The following is a 22330-nucleotide window of genomic DNA, read 5'->3' as shown; positions in this document are numbered from 1 at the left end:
AAATTACTCTACAGATGCCAAAGCCGTCACCAACAACTTCCAGCAATTATCTACAGTATCAACTTTTACTCGCTCACCCGGTGCATGCGCACCTTGAATATCAGGTCCAAATGAAACCATCTGTAAATCTGGATAGTGCTCGGCAATAATCCCACACTCTAAGCCTGCGTGAATTACTTTGAGCTTTGGCTCAATGTTAAACGCCTTTTGATAGGCTTGTTGTAAGCACTTTAAAGCAGCTGAATCAGGATTTGGTGTCCAACCCGAAACTAATGGTGTGAGTGTAGAAGCGATATTAAATTGACTGAAATATGCCTGAATTTTCTTTGCAAAATCTTCAGCTTCTTGGTTCACCATTGAGCGGACCATTAAGACAGCTTTTCCATCCTCTCGATTTAGTTTTACAACCCCAATATTATTTGAAGTCTCAACTACGTCTGGTAGAGCCTGACTCATACTTGCAACGCCGTATGGGCTTGTTGCTAAAGCTTGCAACCATTCGTTTTGCTGTTGTTGAGTAATCACTTCAGTCACGTCAGCGCTAGTGGATTGAATACTTAATTGCAGATTGTCATCAATACCATCTAGCTGTTGCTTCCACTCTGCCTGATATTCAGCGAGTAATTTTTCTATTTCAGGTAATTGGTTAGGCGAAATTGCAATGGTTGCGACTGCTTCTCGAGGTAAAGCATTACGAGCTGAACCACCACTAAACTCAACAAGGCATCCACCAAGCTTTGCTAAATACTCATTTAAAAAGCGGGCTAAAATAACGTTGGCATTGCCACGTCCTAAATGAATATCTACACCAGAATGACCACCTTTAAGACCAGCAACCTGAATATTCACTACCGTCAAATTTTCAGGAATTGGTTCATACGTGAGTGGTTGCTCGACTTCAATATCAATACTGCCCGCACATCCGAGATATAGCTCACCCCACTCTTCTGTATCAATATTGAATAACCATTTGCCTTTTAGCACACCTGCCTGTAAAAGCCGTGCACCACTCATGCCCGCTTCTTCATCAACTGTTAAAAGAACTTCAATTGGTCCATGAGTAATATCATTTGAATCTAAAACTGCCAAAGCTAAGGCTACCCCAATGCCATTGTCTGCACCTAAGGTAGTATCTTTAGCAATCAACCAACCATCTTCAAGTATTGGGCGAATCGGGTCTTTAAAGAAGTCATGTACTGTGCCAGTATTGGCTTGCGTGACCATGTCTAAATGGCCTTGCAGAATGACTCCAGATACATGTTCTTTACCTACAGTCGCATTCTTGCGGATAATCAAATTACCCACTTCGTCTACGTAAGTTTCTAGATGCCGACTTTCAGCCCAGTTTTGCAAATATTCTCGAAGCTGCTGTTCATGTTTTGATGGACGAGGAATAGTGCAAAGTGTTTGAAAATGCTGCCAAACGACTTGAGGAGATAACGCTGCAATATCAACTTGTGTCATGAAAACCACACTCTAATTATGTAAATATCGTAATAATTTCAATATACACAATGCATTAAAGATAGGTAGAGATTTGAGTAAAGATTTTGTATTTTATCTTTAATCTAAAGAGAGTACGACTTTTCTAAAAATCGTACTTCCTGAATAAGTCTTAAGAATAATATGTTTTAATTTTTCCATTCAAATGCTGAAAAGCTTTGATCGGCTTTCAAACTATTTTCAACTGCCTGTGCGAGCTGACGAATAATGCTTTGTGTTTCAATTTTCTCAAACCAGTCTTGTTCTTCATCTGGATTGGCAGAGATTTCACACATCAAATGCCCATCATGGTCTGTTTTTTGACAAGTAATAGACAAGGGTAAAAGATGATTATCAATACTCACTTCTACCTTTTCATGCTCATGCACAATGTGCTGTGCATCAAAGCCATAATGTCCCAATTGTTTAAATAATAAAGCCGCTACATATTCTTGTGTGATATGGCATTCATTTGGTGGATGATCAAGCACCCCATGTTGTGGGCAACTGGCAATAAATTGTAATTTTTTCATCCTTTGTCCTAACACTATTATCATTATCTGCGCTTAGCATAAGCAATAAACAAACAGCAGCCAAGCCTTTAGCCCGCTGCTGCCGTTGCTATTGTGTTAGCAATTATAAAATGTGTTAGGTAAAAAGTTATTGGCTAACTTCAATCGTTAAGCCTGCACGATTCGCCAACTCAGTAAAAGTTGGGAAGCTGGTAGCAACTGTTTCTGTACCCTGAATCGTAATCGGACCAGAATTACGAAGGCCTGCCATACTAAAGCTCATGGCAATACGGTGGTCATGGTGTGATTCAACTTCACCGCCAGTAAAAATTGGTGACCAATCGCCAGACTTACCCTTACCTTCAATAATGATGCCATCTTCAGTTGGTGTGCAGTCAATGCCCATGATTTTTAAGCCATCTGCCATGACCTGAATGCGGTCAGACTCTTTCACACGAAGCTCTGCTGCGCCAGTTAATACGGTCTGTCCTTCTGCACAAGCTGCTGCAATAAATAATGCGGGGAATTCATCAATTGCTAAAGGCACTTGGTCTTCTGGCATATGAATGCCTTTAAGTGTACGCGAGCCTTTAATATGAATATCAGCAATAGGTTCACCACCCGCAATACGCTCATTTTCAACAGTGAGGTCAGCACCCATCTGTTTTAAAATTTCGATTACGCCAGTACGCGTTGGGTTAATACCTACAGCTTCAAGCACAACGTCGGCGCCTTCAGTAATTGCAGCACCCACCATAAAGAAAGCAGCAGATGAAATATCTGATGGTACTTGAATGTCAGTACCCACTAATTTGCCGCCACCAACAAGGGAAATTTTGTTGCCTTCAGTCTTAACATCATAACCAAATGCACGAAGCATACGTTCTGAATGATCACGTGTTGGCTCTGGTTCAGTTACCGAAGTTTCACCTTCAGCCCATAATCCAGCAAGCAAAATACCAGACTTCACTTGAGCCGACGCCATAGGTAAATCGTATTGAATACCTTTTAATTGCTGAGCACCAGTAATGCTTACAGGTGGTGTACCTTTTTCACCTGTAGTCTGAATTTGTGCGCCCATTAAACGCAATGGCTTAGCAATACGCTCCATTGGACGTTTAGAAAGTGAAGCATCACCTGTCATGACTGAATCAAATTTCTGTGCAGATAACATACCTGAAAGCAAACGCATGCTTGTTCCAGAATTACCCATATACAAAGCACTTGCAGGCGCTTTTAAGCCATGCATGCCTACACCATGAATGGTCACTTCACCATTTTTAGGGCCTTCAATGCTTACACCCATATCACGGAAGGCTTGCAAAGTTGCTAACGCGTCTTCACCTTCAAGGAAGCCAGTGACATGGGTAGTGCCTTCGGCAATAGCACCAAACATAATGGAGCGATGTGACACAGATTTGTCACCCGGTACGGTAAATTTACCTTTAAAAGTTTTATTTCCCGGTAAGATACTGAATTGCTGTGTCACCTTATTTTTCTCCATTAAAGGTTTTTTGGCTAACATATGATTGAAATGCTGACGTGCTGCTTGAGCATGGCCGAGTAAACCCATTAATGCATGAGAATCTTCGTTTTCAATCAATTTTCTAAGTACTGTAAGCTGTTTTTCGAAGCCATCTACAGCATTTAATATGGCCGTTTTGTTGGCAAAGAAAATGTCATGCCACATTTGGGGATCGCTAGCCGCAATTCGCGAAAAATCACGGAATCCACCAGCTGCATAGCGGAAAATATCAAGATTATCTTCACGGTTTGCAAGTTGCTCGACCAGATTAAATGCCATTAAATGTGGTAGATGACTCGTATGTGCCAGCACTTCATCATGCTTGGCAACATCCATACAAATGACTTCAGCTTTTGCTGCCGACCAAAGTTGAATCAGTTTATCAACAGCCCATTCTGCACTTGTTGGTAACGGCGTTAAAATCACTTTATGATTTGCAAATAAGTCAACTTTACCCGCGTGAACGCCTGTATGTTCACTACCCGCAATAGGATGCCCTGGCACAAAACCTTCTGGTAAATCTTCACCAAATACAGCTTTTGCTGCATCAACGACATTACCTTTTGTACTTCCCACATCGGTTAAAATTGTGGTTGCTGACAAATAAGGTTTAATTTGCTCAAGCACTTTTTGCGTAGCACGCACTGGCAAGGCTAAAACGACTAAATCTGCCCCTTTCACGGCTTCAACAGGATCAGAAAATCCTTCGTGTATTAAGCCAAGTGATTTTGCATCTTCTAAAGTTTTATGTGAGCGTGTAGATGCCACAATAGTTGTCGCCAACTTTTCTGCAACAATAACACGAGCTAGACTCGACCCGATGAGTCCTAAACCAATAAATGCAACTTTTTTAAATAGGGGTTGTGACATAACTTCAACTTTGCTTTTGCTCAAAGATATTTAAACCATTGAGCAATTTGTTTTTAAGCATAATGACATGCTTATCTTGATGCATGTCATTATTCCAACATAAGTGATTACAGAACAGCGGCAGGATAAGAACCTAAAATACGAATCTCTTTCACCATTGGGCGAATATCATTAATCGCAGCAGCAACATTCTCTTGTTCGATATGACCTTCTAAATCGATAAAGAATACATATGCCCATTTTTCAGGTAATGCTGGACGAGTCTCAATACTTGTTAAGCTAATATTATGTTTTGCAAATGGTGCTAAAATTTCTAATAAAGCACCCGCACGATCATGCGCTGAAATCAATAATGATGTTTTATCATTGCCACTTTGTGGAATTTTTTCACGACCAATCACTAAGAAACGTGTTGTATTTTCCGGATTATCTTCAATATTGCTATGTAAGATTTCAAGGTTATACATGCCTGCTGCAATATCAGATGCAATCGCTGCCGAATGCCATTCATTACGAATACGGCGTGCAGCTTCTGCATTTGAGTTTAAAGCAACGCGCTCAACACCCGGATAATGTGCATCTAACCATTGGCGACATTGAGCCAAAGTTTGTTGATGCGCATAAATCTGCTTAATACTATCTTTACGTGTATTTTCAGATACAAGGAATTGATGGTGAATACGTAATTCAACTTCACCAATCACATTTAAATTCGATGTTTTAAAGCAATCTAAAGTATGGTTTACAACCCCTTCAGATGAGTTTTCAACTGGAACTACACCGTAATGGGCACTACCTGCTTCCACTTCACGGAAGACTTCATCAATTGTTGGAAGTGGGCGTACAACCGCATCTTTACCAAAATGCTTAAGCACAGCAGATTGAGTAAAAGTACCTTCTGGCCCTAAAAACGCAATACTTTGCGGCGCTTCTAAAGCAAGGCAAGCAGACATAATTTCACGGAACAAACGCGCCATGGTTACATCAGACAAAGGACCTTGATTGCGCTCCATGACTTTACGTAAGACTTGTGCTTCACGTTCAGGACGATAAAACAAAGGATTCTCTTCGGAAGCAAATTTAGCTTTCGCAACTGCTTCAGCAAGGCTTGCGCGTCGATTTAATAATTCTTGAATCTGTTGATCCACGCTATCAATATCTTCGCGAATTTGTTCTAAACTAAGAGAAGTCGTTTTGTTTTGATCATCGTTGATCATTGGAATGCAGCCTCAGCAAAATCATCTTTTAAACGAGAGTATAACAATAGTCTGCTTTGATTTGTTAGGCAATATGGCTGTATTGGCTTTTTTCATTAAACCGTCTTGGTCGGATTCCCCAGATCACTTTATTTGATAATGATTTTCATTTATCATTTGCATAATAAATTTTATTCTTGTTTATTATGCATAACTCATTTTTCTTTTTATCTTGCAGTTTTCTTTTGAGCTCATTAGTAAGTGGCTCTGTTTTGGCTCAAACTTCTACACAAAATCAATCAAAAATTGTTTTTCAAAACAATCAGGCACAATTTCAAATTAACTCTAAAAATACTGGCCATGATTATCTTATCCAAATTTATAAACCACCCGTTGCCCCACCCCAACATGGTTATCCGATACTTTATATATTAGACGGAAATGCAACCTTTCCAAGTGCAGTCAATATCGCTCAATCTATTGGGGCAGGTTCTACAAAATTAGGTCTAGACCCGCTCATGATTGTAGCGGTCGGTTATACTAAACAAAAAACTTTTGATGTACAAAAACGTGCTTATGACTACACCCCTAAACCTTCTGCTGAATTTCAGGCTCAAGGTAAATATAAATATGGTGGTGCTGACCAATTCATTGCATTTTTAAATGATGAACTCAAACCGGAAATCGCCAAACAGTTTCCAATTAATAACCAACAGCAAAGTATTTATGGCCACTCATTTGGAGGGTTATTTGTGCTTTATCAATTTTTTCAAAAACCTGAAGCATTTCAACGTTACATCGCAGCCAGCCCTTCCCTGTGGTTTGATCAAGGCATGCTATTTCAAAAATTAAACTATTGGCAGAGTCAAAAACAAAGTAATTCTCCAATGCTTTTGACTACAGTAGGCACCCATGAGCAAGGAGGACCTCGTACTCAATCTGCTTATAACTTTAACGAAAAAGATTTCTTTAAAGCTTTGGAAAACCACCGCTCAGCCCAATTTGCTTATTGGCATTTTTATAATCCTGCTGAACAACATATTACCAATTTGTATGCAAGTTTACCTAAAGCACTTATGTTTGCTGCATGCCAAAATTTAGAAAACTGCAAATCTTTATTTGATGAGCCTACACAGCAAACAGCTGAGTAAAACCCATTTAAATTTTAAGAGCAGCATTCCACTCCTCTTAAAGACAAAGCTCTTAATCGAGAGAATTAGTTATACTGTCTGAAGATGTCATAACAACAGTAAAATAGAATGAATAAAATTATTGTTTTAGGTCTACTGAGTTTACTTACTGTCAGTCTAACAGCTTGTGGTGGCTGCCCCCTCATCGCGGGGTGCAATGGTACTGATCCGTCCCCGTACTATATGACGACTGCCAGCAATCAAGTTCGTGGTATTCCAATTCCAGCCCAGACTAAACTCACCTACAAGTCACAACATTTTAGGCAGGAATTTCAGCAAACACATGCCTTAAAAGAGAAAAATTTAACAGCTATCGCATTACCAGAAAATACGGCAATCGTTTGGGGGGGCATGCCAGTAGACATGTTTATACAGTTTTCTAATCCCGAAATGAAAGGATTCTCGGTCTATCCAGCACGAGGATTTAAAACAGAATTATCAAATGAGTTTTTACGTTTATGGAAAAGTTGTGAAAGTGATTTAGACATTACTTTAAAGGATCCAAATGACTGGTCATTTAATCCTAAAAATATGGAAATAACTGGTTGTGGTGTCGTCTTTCAAAAACGCAGTGAGTATACCGAAGACTCATTCCGTCAGGATGAAACAGATGAGTTTTTAAAAAAGATGAATCATGCCTTACAGCAATTACCGAAACAACAAGACTACCCTGTCATTCAACAGAAGAACAAATAGTTAAAAACAAAACAGCCTGTTTCAAGACAGGCTGTTTTTTAAATCTATTTAATTAGGCTTTGCCAATTAATCCACGCGCTACGATTTCTTTCATAATTTCATTTGTACCACCGTAAATACGCTGAATACGGGCATCTACAAAGAAACGTGAAATTGGATATTCTGTCATATAACCATAACCACCAAAAAGCTGAAGCAAGTTATCTGCAACTTTCATTTGCATATCGCTACTGAAACTTTTCAATGCTGCAGCCGTTTCTACATCTAGTTTACCTTCTTGATATAGAGCAATATTTCTTTCATAAAAAGCCGCTGTAGCAAGTTCATCAATTTTCGCTTGCGCCAAAACAAAACGCGTATTTTGGAATTGTGAAATGGGTTGACCAAATGCTTGGCGTTCTTTTACATAAGCCGTTGTCAAATCAATTGCACCGCGGATTGCACCAATTGCAGTGGATGCAATTGCAGTACGTTCACGTGGTAATTCTTGCATTAAATAAGCAAAACCTTGCCCAGCTTGACCAAGTAACTGGTTTTTAGGCACTTTCACATTGTCAAAAAACAGCTCAGATGTGTCTTGAGAATGCAGGCCGATTTTGTCGAGGTTGGTTCCTTTTTTAAAGCCTTCTAAGTGAGTATCTGCCAATAATAATGACACACCTTTTGCACGGGCTTGAGGATCTGTTTTTACAGCAAGCACAACAAGATCAGCATGCTGTCCATTTGAAATAAATGTTTTTGAACCATTTAGCAAATAATGGTCGTCTTGCAAGATGGCGCTGGTACGCATTGATTGTAAATCCGAACCTGCTCCTGGTTCAGTCATACCAATTGCACCAACCACCTCACCTGTTACCATTTTCGGCAACCAATATTGTTTTTGCTCTTCTGTCCCGATATGTAAAATATAGGGTGCAGCAATTTCAGAATGACAAGAAATAGCTGTCGATAATGCACAAAAGCCAGCACGTGCAGATTCTTCAACTAACATTAATGAATAGTAAGTTGGAACCCCATAACCACCATATTCTTCTGGGACATCCACACATAAATAGCCATTTTCACCCAGTTGATTCCAAACTGAACGAGGCATGATTCCTTCGCGTTCCCATTGGTCGTAGTGAGGCGCAATATGCTCACTCATAAAACGTTTAAAATTATCACGGAATAATTCTAAATCTGCATCGTATGCCAACATAATATTTTCCTTCAGCTTTATTGTTTTATCAAATCTCATTGCTGTGCATGCTAATCATTTTTTTAGCAACTGTCATGGCATAGCTGCTCATTAAAACTGTACTTTTCAGTCAGCCAATAAAAAAGGAAGCTTTAGCTTCCTTTTTTATATAGGTTTATTTGAATTAATCTAGACCTTCAGCGACTTGAGGACTTTTTGGTTCCATCATTTTTCTGTCGACTTCATCTGGATTATTTAAAGCATCATTGAGCTTATCTTTATCTAAAGCACCGACCCATTTAGCAACAACAATCGTCGCTAAAGAGTTACCAACAAGGTTAGTTAAAGCACGTGCTTCTGACATGAAACGGTCAATACCAAGAATCAATGCCAAACCTGCAACTGGAATATGTCCAACAGCAGACAACGTTGCTGCCATAACAATAAAGCCAGAGCCAGTTACACCCGCCGCACCCTTAGATGAGATTAAGAGTACTAATAACAAAGTAATCTGATGTTGAATATCAAGCTGAGTATTCGTTGCCTGAGCAATAAAGATTGCTGCCATAGTCAAATAAATTGACGTCCCATCAAGGTTAAATGAATAACCTGTTGGAATAACCAAACCGACTACAGATTTTTCACAACCTGCAATTTCAAGTTTACGTAGCATACGCGGCAAAACAGATTCAGAAGAAGATGTACCAAGTACAATTAATAACTCTTCACGAATCAGGCGAATCATTTTTAGGATACTGAATCCACTAATACGGCTGATTGTACCCAAGATCAAGAAGATAAAGAGTAAACATGTAATATAGAAGCAGAGAATTAATTGCCCTAATTGTACGAGTGAACCAACGCCATATTTACCGATGGTGAATGCCATTGCACCGAATGCACCAATTGGAGCCAGTTTCATGACCATATTCACAATGTTAAAGAACACATGTGCAACTTGATCAATAAATTTTAAAACTGGGCGTCCTGCATCACCTAACTTATGTAAAGCAAAACCAAAGAGAATTGCAAAAAGAAGGACTTGTAAGATTTCACCATTTGCAAATGCACCAACAACCGTATCCGGGATGATGTGCATTAAGAAATCAATGGTAGATTGTGACTCACCAGAACTGACGTATTTTTGAATGCCCGAGGTGTCTAGAGTGGTAGGGTCAATATTCATCCCTACACCCGGTTTAGCAATGTTAATTACAACAAGGCCAATTAGAAGTGCAATTGTTGAAACAACTTCAAAGTATAACAACGCAACGCCGCCAGTTTTTCCGACTGACTTCATGCTTTCCATGCCAGCAATACCGCTGACCACGGTACAGAAAATAACGGGTGCGATGATCATCTTGATCAAACGAATAAAGGCATCACCTAATGGCTTGAGTTGCTCACCTAAACCTGGAATATGCTGTTCGACACCATTGACAATTTGCGTTGTGCTTGGGGAAAAATGCCCTACCAGAACACCCGCAATAATCGCAATAATCACTTGAAAATAAAGTGATTTATAAATCGGTTTTTTAGCCATAACTTTACTTCAATCTATATTTCCAAGTCCGTTGGAAATACCAAAATGAAACGTCTATTCTTTACGAATACACAGCCCTAACCTTTCACATGAACACCGCAAAAGGGAAACGGTTCTTTGTAAACAAAAAACCTTCCTACTACCTCAATGAAAACAAAAAAAGTTGTTTTCTAAAACAGGAGAATACCTGAAGTTCCTAACCACTTTGAGTAGTTAGAAATAACCTCTTACTTTTTAATAAAAAGCTGAAGATATAGGAGAATCACAGAAAATTATGATATGAGTGCTCAAAAAAGCACGAGAAAGTGTACTCGAATTAAATAATGATTCGATTAAATTTTTGGCTAATACGCGCAAAAAACACTCATGTGGCCCTAAGACTTTAGTATAAGAAACACTTTTGATATTTTTTCGACAGTTTTTTATGTCATATTGATTAAATACTTGCGGACATTTCATTTTGAGCTGCCTGCATCCCATCATTTTTATTGTTTTTGAACTACGATGAATACTAAACGTAATATCTATAAAGATGCTGAACATCCCTTTGCTCAATATGTCCGTATTTTAGGTAAAGGAAAAAGTGGTTCACGCTCTTTAAGCTATGAAGAAGCGTATCAAGCGTTTACCATGATTTTAAAAGGTGAAGTGCTTGATGTGCAGTTAGGCGCTTTTTTAATGCTGCTTCGGGTTAAAGAAGAATCTATTGATGAACTCGCAGGATTTGTTCAAGCGACTAGAGACCAGCTTAATTTCCAGCCTTTAGATGTTGATTTAGACTGGTCATCTTATGCAGGTAAACGTAAACATTACCCGTGGTTTCTTTTAGCTGCTCTCACGCTTGCTCAACACGGTTATAAAATCGTTATGCACGGTGCATCAGGCCACACGCTTAACCGCGTCTATACCGAGCAAGTTTTAGAATACCTTGGTTATCAAATTTGCCATTCTGAACAAGAAGTTCGTACTCAGTTAGCAGAGCAAAATTTCGCTTACTTACCTTTAGACGTGATTTCACCTGTTTTAAGTGAACTGATTTCTTTAAGAAATGTGATGGGATTACGCTCGCCTATTCATACTTTAGCCCGCTTAATAAACCCTTTTAATGCAAAAGCCACCTTACAAGCCATATTCCATCCAGCTTATAGAACTTCCCATCAACATAGTGCACTGCGCTTAGGCTATCAAAATAGTGCAGTTATTAAAGGTGAAGGCGGTGAATTTGAGCGAAATCCAGATGCAAAAACACTCATTTGCGGTATCAAAAATGGTGAACTCTATGAACATGAGTTACCAAAGCTCATACCTGAACGTAGTCCAACTGAAGAAGAATTAGATTTAGCAACTTTTAAAGCAGTATGGTTAGGTCAGCAGCACCATGAATACGGTGAAATGGCAGTAACAGAAACCATCGGAATTGCACTATATAGCATGGGAGTTGTTACTAGTTTTGAAGAGGCAATGCTGAAAGCAAAAGCGTTATGGAATAGTCGTTTCTAATATCTGAATGACCAAGGTTATATCGGATAGCCTTGGTTTTAAGGTTCAATATAATAAAAATCTGGCCAAAATGGATATTCCTGACCTGAAGAATGAATATTTCTTAGTTTCAAGTGATCACCTATTTTGATTGTAATCTTATTAGAATCGTAGGAACCCGAAAGATAAGCATCTCGTTGTTGACCAATAAGTGTCTTACAATATAAATGATGCGCTTTGATCTTTTGGGAGCTTCGTATTGTTTGCGACTCCAGCACCTGAATCCCAATCAATAACATGGGATAACCGTCGTTCTTTATACTTGTATATTTAGCTTGAGGTGAAGTGTATTTCCGACTCGCAACAACCTTCACGTTGAGTAAACATTCAATCGGCTGTTTGGCTAATGCAGCACCACTAAACAATATTAGAAATAATAGTACATAAATAGGTTTTAAACGTTTCATAGGATTCTTTATTATATTTTGATCAACATAAAAAAAGCCCAGTAATCACTGAGCTTCTTAAATTAAACAAAACGAATTGGTTTAAATTCTGGCTCATGCTTGTGATGATCATCATCACACTCTTCACCTTCCTCTTTCGTACCACGGTCAATATAGCCGCTACGCTGTTCTTCTGGTAAGTTTTTCAACTCCCAAGCAATGACAGCTTGCATACAAGTCTCACGCTGCTCTTTTGTTAAAACAACGCCATTTGGCCATTTACCAATTTCTACTGCTGTTTTTAAACGCTCTACAATTTCAGGGTTTAAAACAGATAGCATTTGTTCAATATTCATGATTCATCTCTTTGGAAAGATTCAAAATCTTGGTTCCAACCAAGTTTGGTACGGCAGGCCATATAGAAATCATAACCTGGTGGATGCAATAAACTTAGTTTAAATGGATGTTTACGGATGTGTAAACTATCTCCGACATTCAGCGATATACTATGTTGACCATCTGCACTGACCATCGGCAAAACTCGATTTTCGCGAATAACGATTTTAATTTCGCTTTGCCCACCAACTACAATGGGTCGTGATGACAATGTATGGGGATGCATTGGAACTAATGCAATCGCATCCATACTTGGATGTAAAATTGGTCCACCGCCTGACAAAGCATAGGCAGTTGATCCTGTTGGAGTAGAAACAATTAAACCATCACTATGCTGGCGATAAACATATTGACCATCAATGTTGAGTTCAAAGTCAATCATATGGACAGACTTACCCGAATGCAAAACAACATCGTTTAAAGCAATTGCATCATAAATAACTTCGCCATTTGTTCGTACTTCCATTTCAAGTAAGAAACGGCGATCAAGCTGGAAATGCCCTTGAAGCACTTGGTCAAGTTTAAAAATGGCTTCTGAAGGTTTGATATCAGTTAAAAAACCTAATCGCCCACGGTTAATACCAATAACAGGGGTATTGTAACGGACCAACGCTCTCGCTGCATGGAGTAGAGAACCATCGCCCCCAACCACAATAACTAAATCAGCAACTTCACCTAATAGATGACGACTCACTATCTGTGCATGATCATAAGGCACTAATTCGGCGGTTTCCTGATCAAAAATGGGGTTCAAACCTAAGTTCAATAAATGATCATGAATTAAACATAGTGTTTCTACAACTGATGATTTATCTGGTCGACCGATTAACCCGACGTTTCTGAAGGACTTATGTGAAATTTGCACGAATGAGTAAGCTCCGCTGCGATACTCGCCTATAATAACATTAACCCGATTAATTTAAAAAAACATAACTACAAGATGCTGTAAAATTCAATCTAACTTTTCCAATTATTCACAGTTTTATCATTGCAAATTGATGACAAGCTATCGCATCATTACAGGCATTGTTAGGGTTTTATCTCATTTTTATGAAGTTTGAACGTGGTATCGGTTTCTTTGCACTAATATTTTCCATTTTGGTCATTGGTGCTTTTATTGCTCTTAGTATCTATCTGATTCGTTTAGATAATATTATCCGTGAAAAATTTGAAGGACAGCGGTGGGATATTCCTGCCAAAGTGTTTGCACGACCTTTGGAAATTTATAACAACGCGCCTATTTCTCAAGCAAATTTCACTCAAGAATTAAAGTTATTAGGTTACAAAACTTCAAGTAATTATGACAAGTCTGGAAGCTATGTTGCTCAAGGCAGCAATATGTATATCCACACACGTGGTTTTGACTACGGTGACAGTGTTGAACCTGAACAAGTCTTAGAGTTAAGTTTTGCAAATGATCAAGTTGTTGAAGTTAGAAGTACTAAACCCTCTTCAACCGGCGTTGCACGCTTAGAACCGCTACTCATTGGAGGAATTTATCCTCAACACAATGAAGACCGTGTACTCATTAAACTGAATAATGTCCCTAAACCCCTCATTGAAGCTTTAATTTCTACAGAAGACCGCAATTTTTATCATCATCATGGTATTTCAATTCGCGGTACAGCTCGTGCATTGGTCAGTAATGTCACTGGTGGAAAACGTCAAGGTGGCTCAACCCTGACTCAACAATTAGTTAAAAACTTCTATCTCACCCCTGAACGCACACTAAAACGTAAAGTCAATGAAGCATTAATGGCTTTACTCATCGAACTACATTACAGCAAAGATGAAATTTTAGAAGCCTATTTAAATGAAGTGAATCTGGGCCAAAATGGTAGCTATTCAATTAATGGTTATGGTTTGGCTTCACAATTTTATTTCGGTTTGCCATTACGTGAGCTAAGTGTTGCACAACAAGCTTATTTAGTCGGTTTAGTGCAAGGCCCTTCTTTATATAACCCTTGGAAAAACCCTGAAGGCGCAAAAAAACGCCGCGACACTGTGTTAAATAACATGCGTGTGATGGGTTATTTAACCCAAGCCGAATATGAAGATGAAATTGCACGTCCTTTAAATGTGTTAAGTAAACCAAGTTTAGGCCCTGCAAAATTCCCAGACTTTTTAGATATTGTACGTCGTCAATTACGTACAGAGTATCAAGAAAGTGATTTAACCAATCAGGGATTACGTATTTTTACGACCTTAGATCCAATTACTCAAACTCAAGTTCAAAACGCGTTTAAAGCTTCAGTAGACCGTTTGGCTAACAGTAATCCAGCACGTTTGAAAAACCTACAAGGCGCTGTACTGATTGCACATCCTGAAAACGGTGAGTTAGTTGCAGCGGTTGGTTCTACACAAGACTTTACTGGTTTTAACCGTGCTTTAGATGCGAAACGTCAAGTCGGTTCTTTATTGAAACCTGTAATTTATTTAAGTGCTATTGAATCTGGACGTTATAACTGGGCAAGCCAAATTGAAGATGCGCCGATCAGTGTTCCTGTAGATGGTGGTAAAAGCTGGACACCTAAAAACTATAGCGGTGGTGGACATGGTGTAGTCAGTCTGAGTGAGGCATTAGCAAACTCATACAACCTATCTGCTGTACGCTTGGGTCAAGAATTTGGTCTATCTACATTTAGCAATAATTTAAGAAAGTTTGGTGTTGAATCAACGATTCCTGCCTACCCTTCTATTTTCCTTGGGGCAGTCAATATGTCACCAATGGAAGTGCTCGGAATTTATGAGAACTTCGCTACAGGCGGTTTTAAATATCCAACTCGTGCAATTCGATCTGTGGTAGATGCGAATGGTCGTCTGCTTGATCGTTATGGCCTGAATGTTCAACAAACGATTGATCCATCTGTTGGCTATATCATGAATTATGGCCTACAACAGGTGATGTCTTCGGGTACTGGTCGTGCAGCTTATAGCAGCTTATCTCCAGCTTTAAAATTAGCGGGTAAATCAGGTACGACTAACGATACACGTGACTCATGGTTTGCGGGTTACTCAGGTAATCACGTTGCTGTAGTTTGGTTAGGTTTAGATGACAACAAAGTGACTGGCTTAACAGGTTCATCTGGTGCATTGCCAGTATGGATTAATGTGATGAAGCAATTACGTCAAACACCTGTGAATATACGTCAACCAGACACTGTACAGTGGCAGTGGATTGACCGTGCATCAGGTGATTTATCTGCACAGGCTTGTGATGGTGCTATGTATATTCCGATGCTAACGCATACGGTTCCACATCGTGCTACGCCATGTGGAGCACCTTATTATCAAGTTGATCCAACATATACGCCACAAAGTGATAACACAACTCCTGACTCTCAGGATGATAATACCGACAGTTATATTCGTGAAAGTGAAAGCCAGATGCAACAAGATCTGTCAAATAACTCACGTGTGATTTCAAGTGGTAGTTATAACAACTAAGCGTTAACAGGAAAGTAGGATATGTTGAAGAAAGGTGTTTTTTATATTGGTGCTGTACTTATGGTCGGCTGTACAACTTTGCCTGATCATTCTGGCTCCAAAGAGAAAACACCTGCCCCGCCAGTGAAGAAAAATACGGAAACTCCATCGGGTGTAAAAATTACACCTTATGAACATCCGGAAATTCAACGCAAAAATTTACAGGTTATTGTTCCTCAGCAAAAAAAGCCTCAACATTTTAGTGATGATGGCAGCCAGTTACCTGCATTTAAAGTCTTAATGCAAAAAACACAGCAGGCTTACAAAAACCAGCAATGGTCAGAAGCTGAACGCTATGCGCTTCAAGCACAGCGTTTAGCTCCTCAAGCCGCAGAAACATATCTATTTCTTGCCCTTACGGCAAATCATAAACAGCAATATTCTAATGCTGAATCTCTAGCGCGACGTGGTTTAAGTTTTGCCCAAAGTCAGGCCATGAAAAAGCAACTTTGGTTGACCATCTTAAAAGCTGGACAACAACGCAATAATCAAAAAACTGTTCAAGAAGCGCAACAAGCATTAAAAGCCCTCTAGCTTTTAATGCTTTTCTATTTTCTTATTAGAAATTACGAATACCTGCTAAGCCATATGCACCATGCTTTTGTGCAGTAGCTAAATCATGAGGATGCACTCCTCCCAATGCAAAAACCGGAATCTGGCTTTTTTGGGCTAGATCAGCAAAACGTTCCCAACCTAATGCTAAGGCTTCTGGATGGGTGGTTGTCGGTTGTACTGGACTAATAAAAACAGCATCACAGCCAATCTGCTCAGCCTGCCTTAAAGAAACTGCGTCATGACAAGCGGCAATATAACGTAAGCCTACTGTCAAATCGCCTTTATGCAAATTCATGAGCTGAGATTGTTTTAAATGAACGGTCTTAATCTGCTTTTTTAACTCAGGGCTTAATTGCTGCCAGTTATCTGTATTAATAATTAAGTTTGATAACTGATTTTCATCTAAAGTACTTAATTGTTCTAAATATCTCTGATCAGAACTATCTTCTTCTATACGCCAGTACAACAAAGCATCACTGCTTTCTACCGTTGAAAGCGTATTGCTAATTTTGATGAGATGAGGCCAATAGAGCCGTTTTATGATGTCTTTATTGGCTTTAGGGAAGTTTAAATGAAGTAGCTGATCACGTGTGTACCATGCCCACGGTTGGTGAATAAGATTTAATAACTCATCAGGTACATAACTATGGAACAAATGGAGGTTGACGATAATGTCATCATATTCATGGTGAATATAATCGAATTGGTGCCAATCTTTTAAACCAATACCCACTTCTTCATAGATTTCACGGCGACAGGCTTCTTCGGGTGTTTCACCTTGCTCAACCTTTCCGCCAGGAAACTCATGCTTTCCACCTTGATGCTGCTGCTCCCCGCGCCAACCGACTAATATTTTTCCACGATGGATCAAGATTGCTATAGCGACATCGACTATTGGTTTGGGCATCTTTTTACTCTCTAAAACTTTTCTCAAGTGTAAGTAAATTTTATCATTTTATAAAATTTTAAAAATCTCATTGACAGATCTATTCGATAATGATTATCATTTAAATCGTTCAAGAACATACCACGGAGCACAACAAATGAACGCACCTTTTAGCTTATTTACTCGTAACAATGAAACAGCTCATGCCTTACCAATGTTACATTCTAACAACCTCTTTGCATTAGGCCGTGAAATCCGCATTATGCATGCTGGCGAGGAATATCGTTTACGCCTCACTCGCAATAATCGTCTAATTTTAACTAAATAAAAAATACACTCGCGTTTCAATAATATTCGTGGGAAAACAAAAAATGGATAGCATGGGTAACCATGCTATTTTTTATAAAGGTAGATTAACCTCCACCCTCAAACCACCTTGTTCAGCATGCATAAAATGTAATTTGCCATTATGCAATTCAATAATTTTTCGTGTAATCGAAATTCCTAACCCTGAACCTTGCTGCTGAGTACCTAATACTCGAAAAAAACGCTGCCCTAAACGTTGCAATACCTCATCATCTACACCATTGCCTGTATCTTCTATAGCGACCTTAATTTGCTGTTCATCTTGACTAATCTCAACATGAATAGAGCCTAAAGTAGGGCTATAACGAATGGCATTATCAAATAAATTTCTAAAAGCAATAAAGAGTAATTCTTCATTCGCAAAGGTTTTAGTTTCTGTCGATAAGGTATTTGTCTCTATCAACATCTGTTTAGCTTGCGCATCTAAAGTTACAGTTTCAATGACTCTGGCCAATAAATAATTTAAATCGATAATTGTCTTGGGAAGTTCTGGCTGCTCTGCTTCATTGGGTTCCAGGCGAGCAAGAAGCAGTAAATTTTCAAGTATTTTTGTACTTCGAGAAACATCTTCTTGTATACGTTCAAAATCCTGATGAAGCTCTGGAACATGTTGATATTTACGCTGTAAAACCTGAAGACGCATTTGTATGGCAGATAATGGAGATCGTAACTCATGAGAAGCATCTGCGGTAAAACGCTGTTCAGCAACGAGAGCCCTTTGCAACCTTGCAAGTAATTGGTTTAGCGCATCAATCACAGGTTGAATTTCTGTAATGACATCTGGGTCTTGAATAGGTTCTAAATTTGATGCTGTTTTTTGGGCAATTCGTCTAGAGAGTAAATTTAGCGCAGCCAATTGATGCTCGGTACGCCAACTTACAATGACCCATTGTAGCAGCCAGAACAACACCATAAGGCCGCTATACCCAGCAAGGGCTTTAAGTACTTCTTCAATACGTGTACTCATTGGCTGAAAAACTTCAACTTGTAACTTTGAGTCTTCTTGCTGTGCAACTAAGCTACGCCATAATTGACCATCAAACCAAAAATATGAAAAACCTTCTGATAAGTTGCCTTGTTCAAAAAGCTCATGCTGATAGCTATGAGAATGAGTAAGTACTTGGCCTGTGTCTAATAACTCATACTGAATATCAAATTCGTCACTGAGTTCATCAAACTGTTTCATAGAGTGTTGAGAAAGATCAGAAACCAGCAAAGTATCTGAAATTTCATCCATGATTTCGTCTTGCACTGACATATTGTGGTAAACAGAAAATATGGTGAGTAAGCTTAAAGCCAGCAAGCCCACCACGACACTACTCCACATCGTGGTTTTAACCAGTTGCGACTGCAAGGATGAGCGATTAGATTTCATTTTAAATCTCCCATACGGTAGCCTAGCCCCCGTATGGTTTTAATGCTGCTACTTCCGATTTTTTTTCGGAGCTGATAAATAAATACTTCTATCGCGTTACTTTCAATTTCTTCACCCCATGCATAGAGCGCTTCTTCTAATTGATCACGCGTAATAATATGCTCAGGATGAACCATAAGCTTACGTAATATTTGGAACTCTTTAGCTGTTAAATCAATAGACTTTCCAGCACATGATACAACTTTCGCTTGTGTATCAAGTTGCAGATCGCCCCATGTTAAAACCGATTGCTGACTCAACGTTTGCTTGCGTAATTGCGCGCGGATTCGAGCAGATAGCTCTTCTAAGCTAAAAGGCTTAACCAAATAATCATTTGCACCTAAATCTAGTCCTTCCACTCGGTCATGAATACTGTCACGTGCTGTAATGAAAATAACAGGAACATTTTTTTGTTTATGGCGGATCGTTGTTAAAACTTTTTCACCAGCCAGTTGAGGCAACCCCCGATCAAGCAAAATACAGTCATAATCATGCTGTTCAATTGCTGTAAGCGCATAATCACCTCTTTCAACCCAATCGACCTGATAACCGTCTAACTCTAACCACGATTGAATACTTTCAGCTTGAGAGCGATCATCTTCTGCAAGCAAAATTCTCATCTATTTTTCCTGTTATATCCTGATTTAATCTTGCCAAGCCTTTATAAAAAAAGCAAAGCCGCATCATTTAAATGCGGCTGAAAGCAGTAGATCTAGAGATCAACTCATTAGAACTGAACTTGATCCACCTCAATTTCTACACGTTTTAAAGGCTTATAGTCGATGTCTACTTCACCAATTAAAGTTACATTTGTATTTGGTGAAATAGGACGACCTTGCCAAAGTTCATCATCTACATCAACCGTAATGCTACCTGTCTTGTCACGAAATTGGTATTTTTCATCGCCTAAAGATTTTACAACCTGACCATGTACTTTGACCGGTGTATTATCTTTAGCCGTTAATGCATGCTTAACAGTTGTTACAGCTACTGGAGCAATTGCTGCCTGATTCACAGGTGTATTCGCCATAGCGACACTAGCAGCTGTTAGACCTGCAGTCATTATCATTGCTTTAAGCATTTTCATAAGATTACCTTTTTAATCACATCTTGGAATAACATAAGTACATCATGCATAAATGAGGTGAATCTTAAGAAAAAGTTAATTTAATGGCACAACCCGTAATACCTCTTCTAATGTCGTAAGACCATCAATGACTTTACGTGCACCCGCAATTCTCAAGGGTTCTATACCTTCTTTTTTAGTTTGTGTTCTCAAATCATTTAAGGTCATATGGCTACTAATAAGATGCTTAAGCTCAAGACTGACCGGCATAAATTCATAAATACCAACTCGCCCTTTATAGCCTGTATGACGACATTGTTCACACCCTACTGCATGATAAACTTTTTCTGGCATTTCCATAATGTAGTCAAAGGTTAGGTGTTGCCACTCGTCCTCATTAATATGAGTTTGCTGTTTGCAGTGCGGACAAAGCTGTCGTACTAAACGCTGTGCCAATACACCTAAAATAGTTGCTGCTGTCAAGAATGGTTGCACGCCTAAATCATGCAAGCGAGTCAAACTAGACGGCGCATCATTGGTATGTAAAGTTGATAATACTAAATGACCTGTTAATGCCGCCTGAATTGCCATATTCGCTGTATCTTGATCACGAATTTCCCCAATCATAATAATATCGGGGTCTTGACGCATGAGCGCACGAACACCATCTGCAAAGCCTAATTCAATTGCATTGTTGACCTGCATCTGGTTAAAACTAGGCTCTAACATTTCAATTGGATCTTCAATAGTACAGACATTGACCTGATCAGTTGCGAGCTGCTTTAACGAAGAATATAGCGTTGTCGTTTTACCTGAACCTGTAGGGCCAGTGACTAAAATAATGCCATGGCTATTTTTTGTTAATTGCTGCCACTGTTGTAATAAGCTCTCTTCAAAACCCAGTTGATGAAAAGAACGTACCAAGACATCGGGATCGAAAATACGCATAACCAGTTTTTCACCAAATGCAGTGGGCAAGGTTGATAAACGTAGCTCTGTTTCTTGGCCCTTTGGTGTCCGAGTTTTTAATCGACCATCTTGCGGTTTGCGCTTTTCGGCGACATTTAAACGTCCTAAAATCTTAATACGTGCAATCACTGCGGTTAGCGTATTTGAAGGCATGTTGTAAATGGTGTGCAAAACACCATCGATACGGAACCTGACTTTGCCATTGTCTTTGCGCGGTTCCATATGAATGTCACTCGCACTCTGCTCAAACGCAAACTGTAAAATCCAGTCGACTAATTTCACAATATGCTGATCATTGGCATCAGGGTTTTGACTATCCCCAAGTTGTAAAAGAGCTTCAACATTTTTATTATCACGGTCATGAGCTGCATCTTTTTGAGCTGAGTTTACCGCTCGACTGACCTGATAATATTCGCGTAAATAACGCTGTAATTGTTCAGGATTTAATAATACCCGCTCAATTTTTTTAGGAGCTAGACTTCGTTCAAGATTATTGAGCCAATCTGTTTGAAATGGCTGGTCTGTTCCAATCACAATTCGGTCGGCATGAATTTCAACAGCTAAAATATGATTACGAATAGCAAATTCTTGCGACATTACCTGAGTTAAAGCACTCACATCCGCCTTTAAAGGATCAATCACAAATAAAGGAAGTTGAACTCGATCTGCAAACCATAAACACAAGCGGTTTAAACTTAAATGGGCCTGTATGTGTTGCTGATCTTTTAAATTAAAATGCGCTATCCATTGTAATGGATGCCACTTTAGCTGGTCTTTTTGGCGGTGGCTTGACTGTACCAGTAATTTATCTCGTTCTGTAATACGGCCTTCTTGTAATAGTTGTTCTAGACACCAATAAGTATCTATTTCTACATGTGCATTCATGCGCTGTCCCCAATATATTTTTATAATATAGCAGAGATGTTTCAGATTTAGCTCACCCCAAAATTGTTAAATCCATTATTTAAATCTCCTTCAACTTCAAATAATTAAACCAATTCTCAACTTGATATTTTTTTGCGTCATAGGTCATGTTTATAAAAATATTTTGTATGTTGCTATGCCTAAAAAAGATA

At 39.0% G+C, this 22330-nt stretch carries 20 protein-coding genes; 6 read left to right on the top strand and 14 right to left on the bottom strand.

Annotated elements, in window-relative coordinates; translation table 11 throughout:
* Positions 1–3: 3 nt before the first annotated feature.
* The 4 genes from ACB088_RS03440 to pheA form a co-directional block, all read right to left on the bottom strand.
* Entirely contained in the window at positions 4–1464 is a 1461-nt protein-coding gene (locus ACB088_RS03440; protein ID WP_375038011.1) for an aminoacyl-histidine dipeptidase, read from the bottom strand.
* Between the two features lie 167 nt (positions 1465–1631).
* The gene (locus ACB088_RS03435) at positions 1632–2015 is read right to left on the bottom strand and encodes a hypothetical protein (protein WP_004643460.1); all 384 of its coding nucleotides are present in this window, start codon (positions 2013–2015) and stop codon (positions 1632–1634) included.
* A gap of 127 nt (positions 2016–2142) precedes the next feature.
* On the bottom strand, positions 2143–4389 hold the full coding sequence (locus ACB088_RS03430; RefSeq protein WP_375038010.1) for a bifunctional prephenate dehydrogenase/3-phosphoshikimate 1-carboxyvinyltransferase: 2247 nt from the start codon (positions 4387–4389) through the stop codon (positions 2143–2145).
* 107 nt (positions 4390–4496) lie between these two features.
* Entirely contained in the window at positions 4497–5606 is a 1110-nt protein-coding gene (pheA, locus tag ACB088_RS03425; RefSeq protein ID WP_003650703.1) for a prephenate dehydratase, read from the bottom strand.
* 185 nt (positions 5607–5791) lie between these two features.
* On the opposite strand from pheA, the gene ACB088_RS03420 reads away from it, so the two are divergent.
* Positions 5792–6736 carry an alpha/beta hydrolase gene (locus ACB088_RS03420; RefSeq protein WP_375038009.1) on the top strand — a complete coding sequence of 315 codons (945 nt, stop codon included), beginning with the start codon at positions 5792–5794 and terminating at the stop codon, positions 6734–6736.
* 108 nt (positions 6737–6844) lie between these two features.
* Positions 6845–7471 (top strand): hypothetical protein, encoded by a 627-nt coding sequence (locus tag ACB088_RS03415; RefSeq protein WP_375038008.1) that lies wholly within the window; start codon positions 6845–6847, stop codon positions 7469–7471.
* Between the two features lie 52 nt (positions 7472–7523).
* Here ACB088_RS03415 and ACB088_RS03410 read toward each other — a convergent pair whose 3' ends face one another.
* Positions 7524–8669 carry an acyl-CoA dehydrogenase family protein gene (locus ACB088_RS03410; protein ID WP_231762904.1) on the bottom strand — a complete coding sequence of 382 codons (1146 nt, stop codon included), beginning with the start codon at positions 8667–8669 and terminating at the stop codon, positions 7524–7526.
* 163 nt (positions 8670–8832) lie between these two features.
* Complete coding sequence (locus ACB088_RS03405; RefSeq protein WP_092706211.1) at positions 8833–10191, bottom strand: dicarboxylate/amino acid:cation symporter; 1359 nt, start codon at positions 10189–10191, stop codon at positions 8833–8835.
* A 504-nt stretch (positions 10192–10695) separates the two neighbouring features.
* On the opposite strand from ACB088_RS03405, the gene ACB088_RS03400 reads away from it, so the two are divergent.
* Entirely contained in the window at positions 10696–11691 is a 996-nt protein-coding gene (locus ACB088_RS03400; protein ID WP_375038007.1) for a glycosyl transferase family protein, read from the top strand.
* Between the two features lie 38 nt (positions 11692–11729).
* On the opposite strand, the gene ACB088_RS03395 is transcribed toward ACB088_RS03400, so the two are convergent.
* The 3 genes from ACB088_RS03395 to ACB088_RS03385 form a co-directional block, all read right to left on the bottom strand.
* Positions 11730–12137: a hypothetical protein gene (locus tag ACB088_RS03395; protein ID WP_003650692.1), complete on the bottom strand. Its 408-nt coding sequence runs from the start codon at positions 12135–12137 to the stop codon at positions 11730–11732.
* Positions 12138–12199: 62 nt separating this feature from the next.
* Complete coding sequence (locus ACB088_RS03390; RefSeq protein ID WP_004643467.1) at positions 12200–12472, bottom strand: YeaC family protein; 273 nt, start codon at positions 12470–12472, stop codon at positions 12200–12202.
* Positions 12469–13377: an NAD(+) kinase gene (locus tag ACB088_RS03385; RefSeq protein ID WP_003650688.1), complete on the bottom strand. Its 909-nt coding sequence runs from the start codon at positions 13375–13377 to the stop codon at positions 12469–12471. Before ACB088_RS03385 ends, ACB088_RS03390 begins: the two co-directional genes overlap by 4 nt.
* A gap of 185 nt (positions 13378–13562) precedes the next feature.
* Between ACB088_RS03385 and mrcB the strand changes: the two genes are divergently transcribed.
* On the top strand, positions 13563–15959 hold the full coding sequence (mrcB, locus tag ACB088_RS03380) for a penicillin-binding protein 1B (RefSeq protein WP_375038006.1): 2397 nt from the start codon (positions 13563–13565) through the stop codon (positions 15957–15959).
* 21 nt (positions 15960–15980) lie between these two features.
* Positions 15981–16532, top strand: coding sequence for a tetratricopeptide repeat protein (locus ACB088_RS03375; RefSeq protein WP_375038005.1), 552 nt, complete (start codon positions 15981–15983; stop codon positions 16530–16532).
* A gap of 25 nt (positions 16533–16557) precedes the next feature.
* Here the strand turns inward: ACB088_RS03375 and ACB088_RS03370 are convergent, their stop codons facing one another.
* Entirely contained in the window at positions 16558–17460 is a 903-nt protein-coding gene (locus tag ACB088_RS03370; protein ID WP_375038004.1) for an NUDIX domain-containing protein, read from the bottom strand.
* Positions 17461–17596: 136 nt separating this feature from the next.
* Here ACB088_RS03370 and hemP point away from each other — a divergent pair, with 136 nt between their 5' ends.
* Positions 17597–17767 carry a hemin uptake protein HemP gene (hemP, locus tag ACB088_RS03365; protein ID WP_004643472.1) on the top strand — a complete coding sequence of 57 codons (171 nt, stop codon included), beginning with the start codon at positions 17597–17599 and terminating at the stop codon, positions 17765–17767.
* Positions 17768–17839: 72 nt separating this feature from the next.
* Here hemP and ACB088_RS03360 read toward each other — a convergent pair whose 3' ends face one another.
* From ACB088_RS03360 to ACB088_RS03345, 4 genes are all read right to left on the bottom strand, one after another.
* Positions 17840–19180 carry a sensor histidine kinase gene (locus tag ACB088_RS03360; RefSeq protein WP_375038003.1) on the bottom strand — a complete coding sequence of 447 codons (1341 nt, stop codon included), beginning with the start codon at positions 19178–19180 and terminating at the stop codon, positions 17840–17842.
* Positions 19177–19839: a response regulator transcription factor gene (locus ACB088_RS03355; RefSeq protein ID WP_004643474.1), complete on the bottom strand. Its 663-nt coding sequence runs from the start codon at positions 19837–19839 to the stop codon at positions 19177–19179. The genes ACB088_RS03360 and ACB088_RS03355 overlap by 4 nt, the downstream gene beginning before the upstream one ends.
* A gap of 107 nt (positions 19840–19946) precedes the next feature.
* Positions 19947–20306: a NirD/YgiW/YdeI family stress tolerance protein gene (locus ACB088_RS03350; RefSeq protein ID WP_375038002.1), complete on the bottom strand. Its 360-nt coding sequence runs from the start codon at positions 20304–20306 to the stop codon at positions 19947–19949.
* Positions 20307–20381: 75 nt separating this feature from the next.
* Positions 20382–22139, bottom strand: a complete 1758-nt coding sequence (locus ACB088_RS03345; RefSeq protein ID WP_375038001.1) for a GspE/PulE family protein — start codon at positions 22137–22139, stop codon at positions 20382–20384.
* Positions 22140–22330 lie beyond the last annotated feature (191 nt).

The organism is Acinetobacter sp. RW6 (genome assembly GCF_041956835.1).
Taxonomy (GTDB): Bacteria; Pseudomonadota; Gammaproteobacteria; order Pseudomonadales; family Moraxellaceae; genus Acinetobacter; species Acinetobacter calcoaceticus.
The sequence above is the reverse complement of the archived record's forward strand: the minus strand, read 5'-3'. Positions and strand labels throughout refer to the sequence as shown.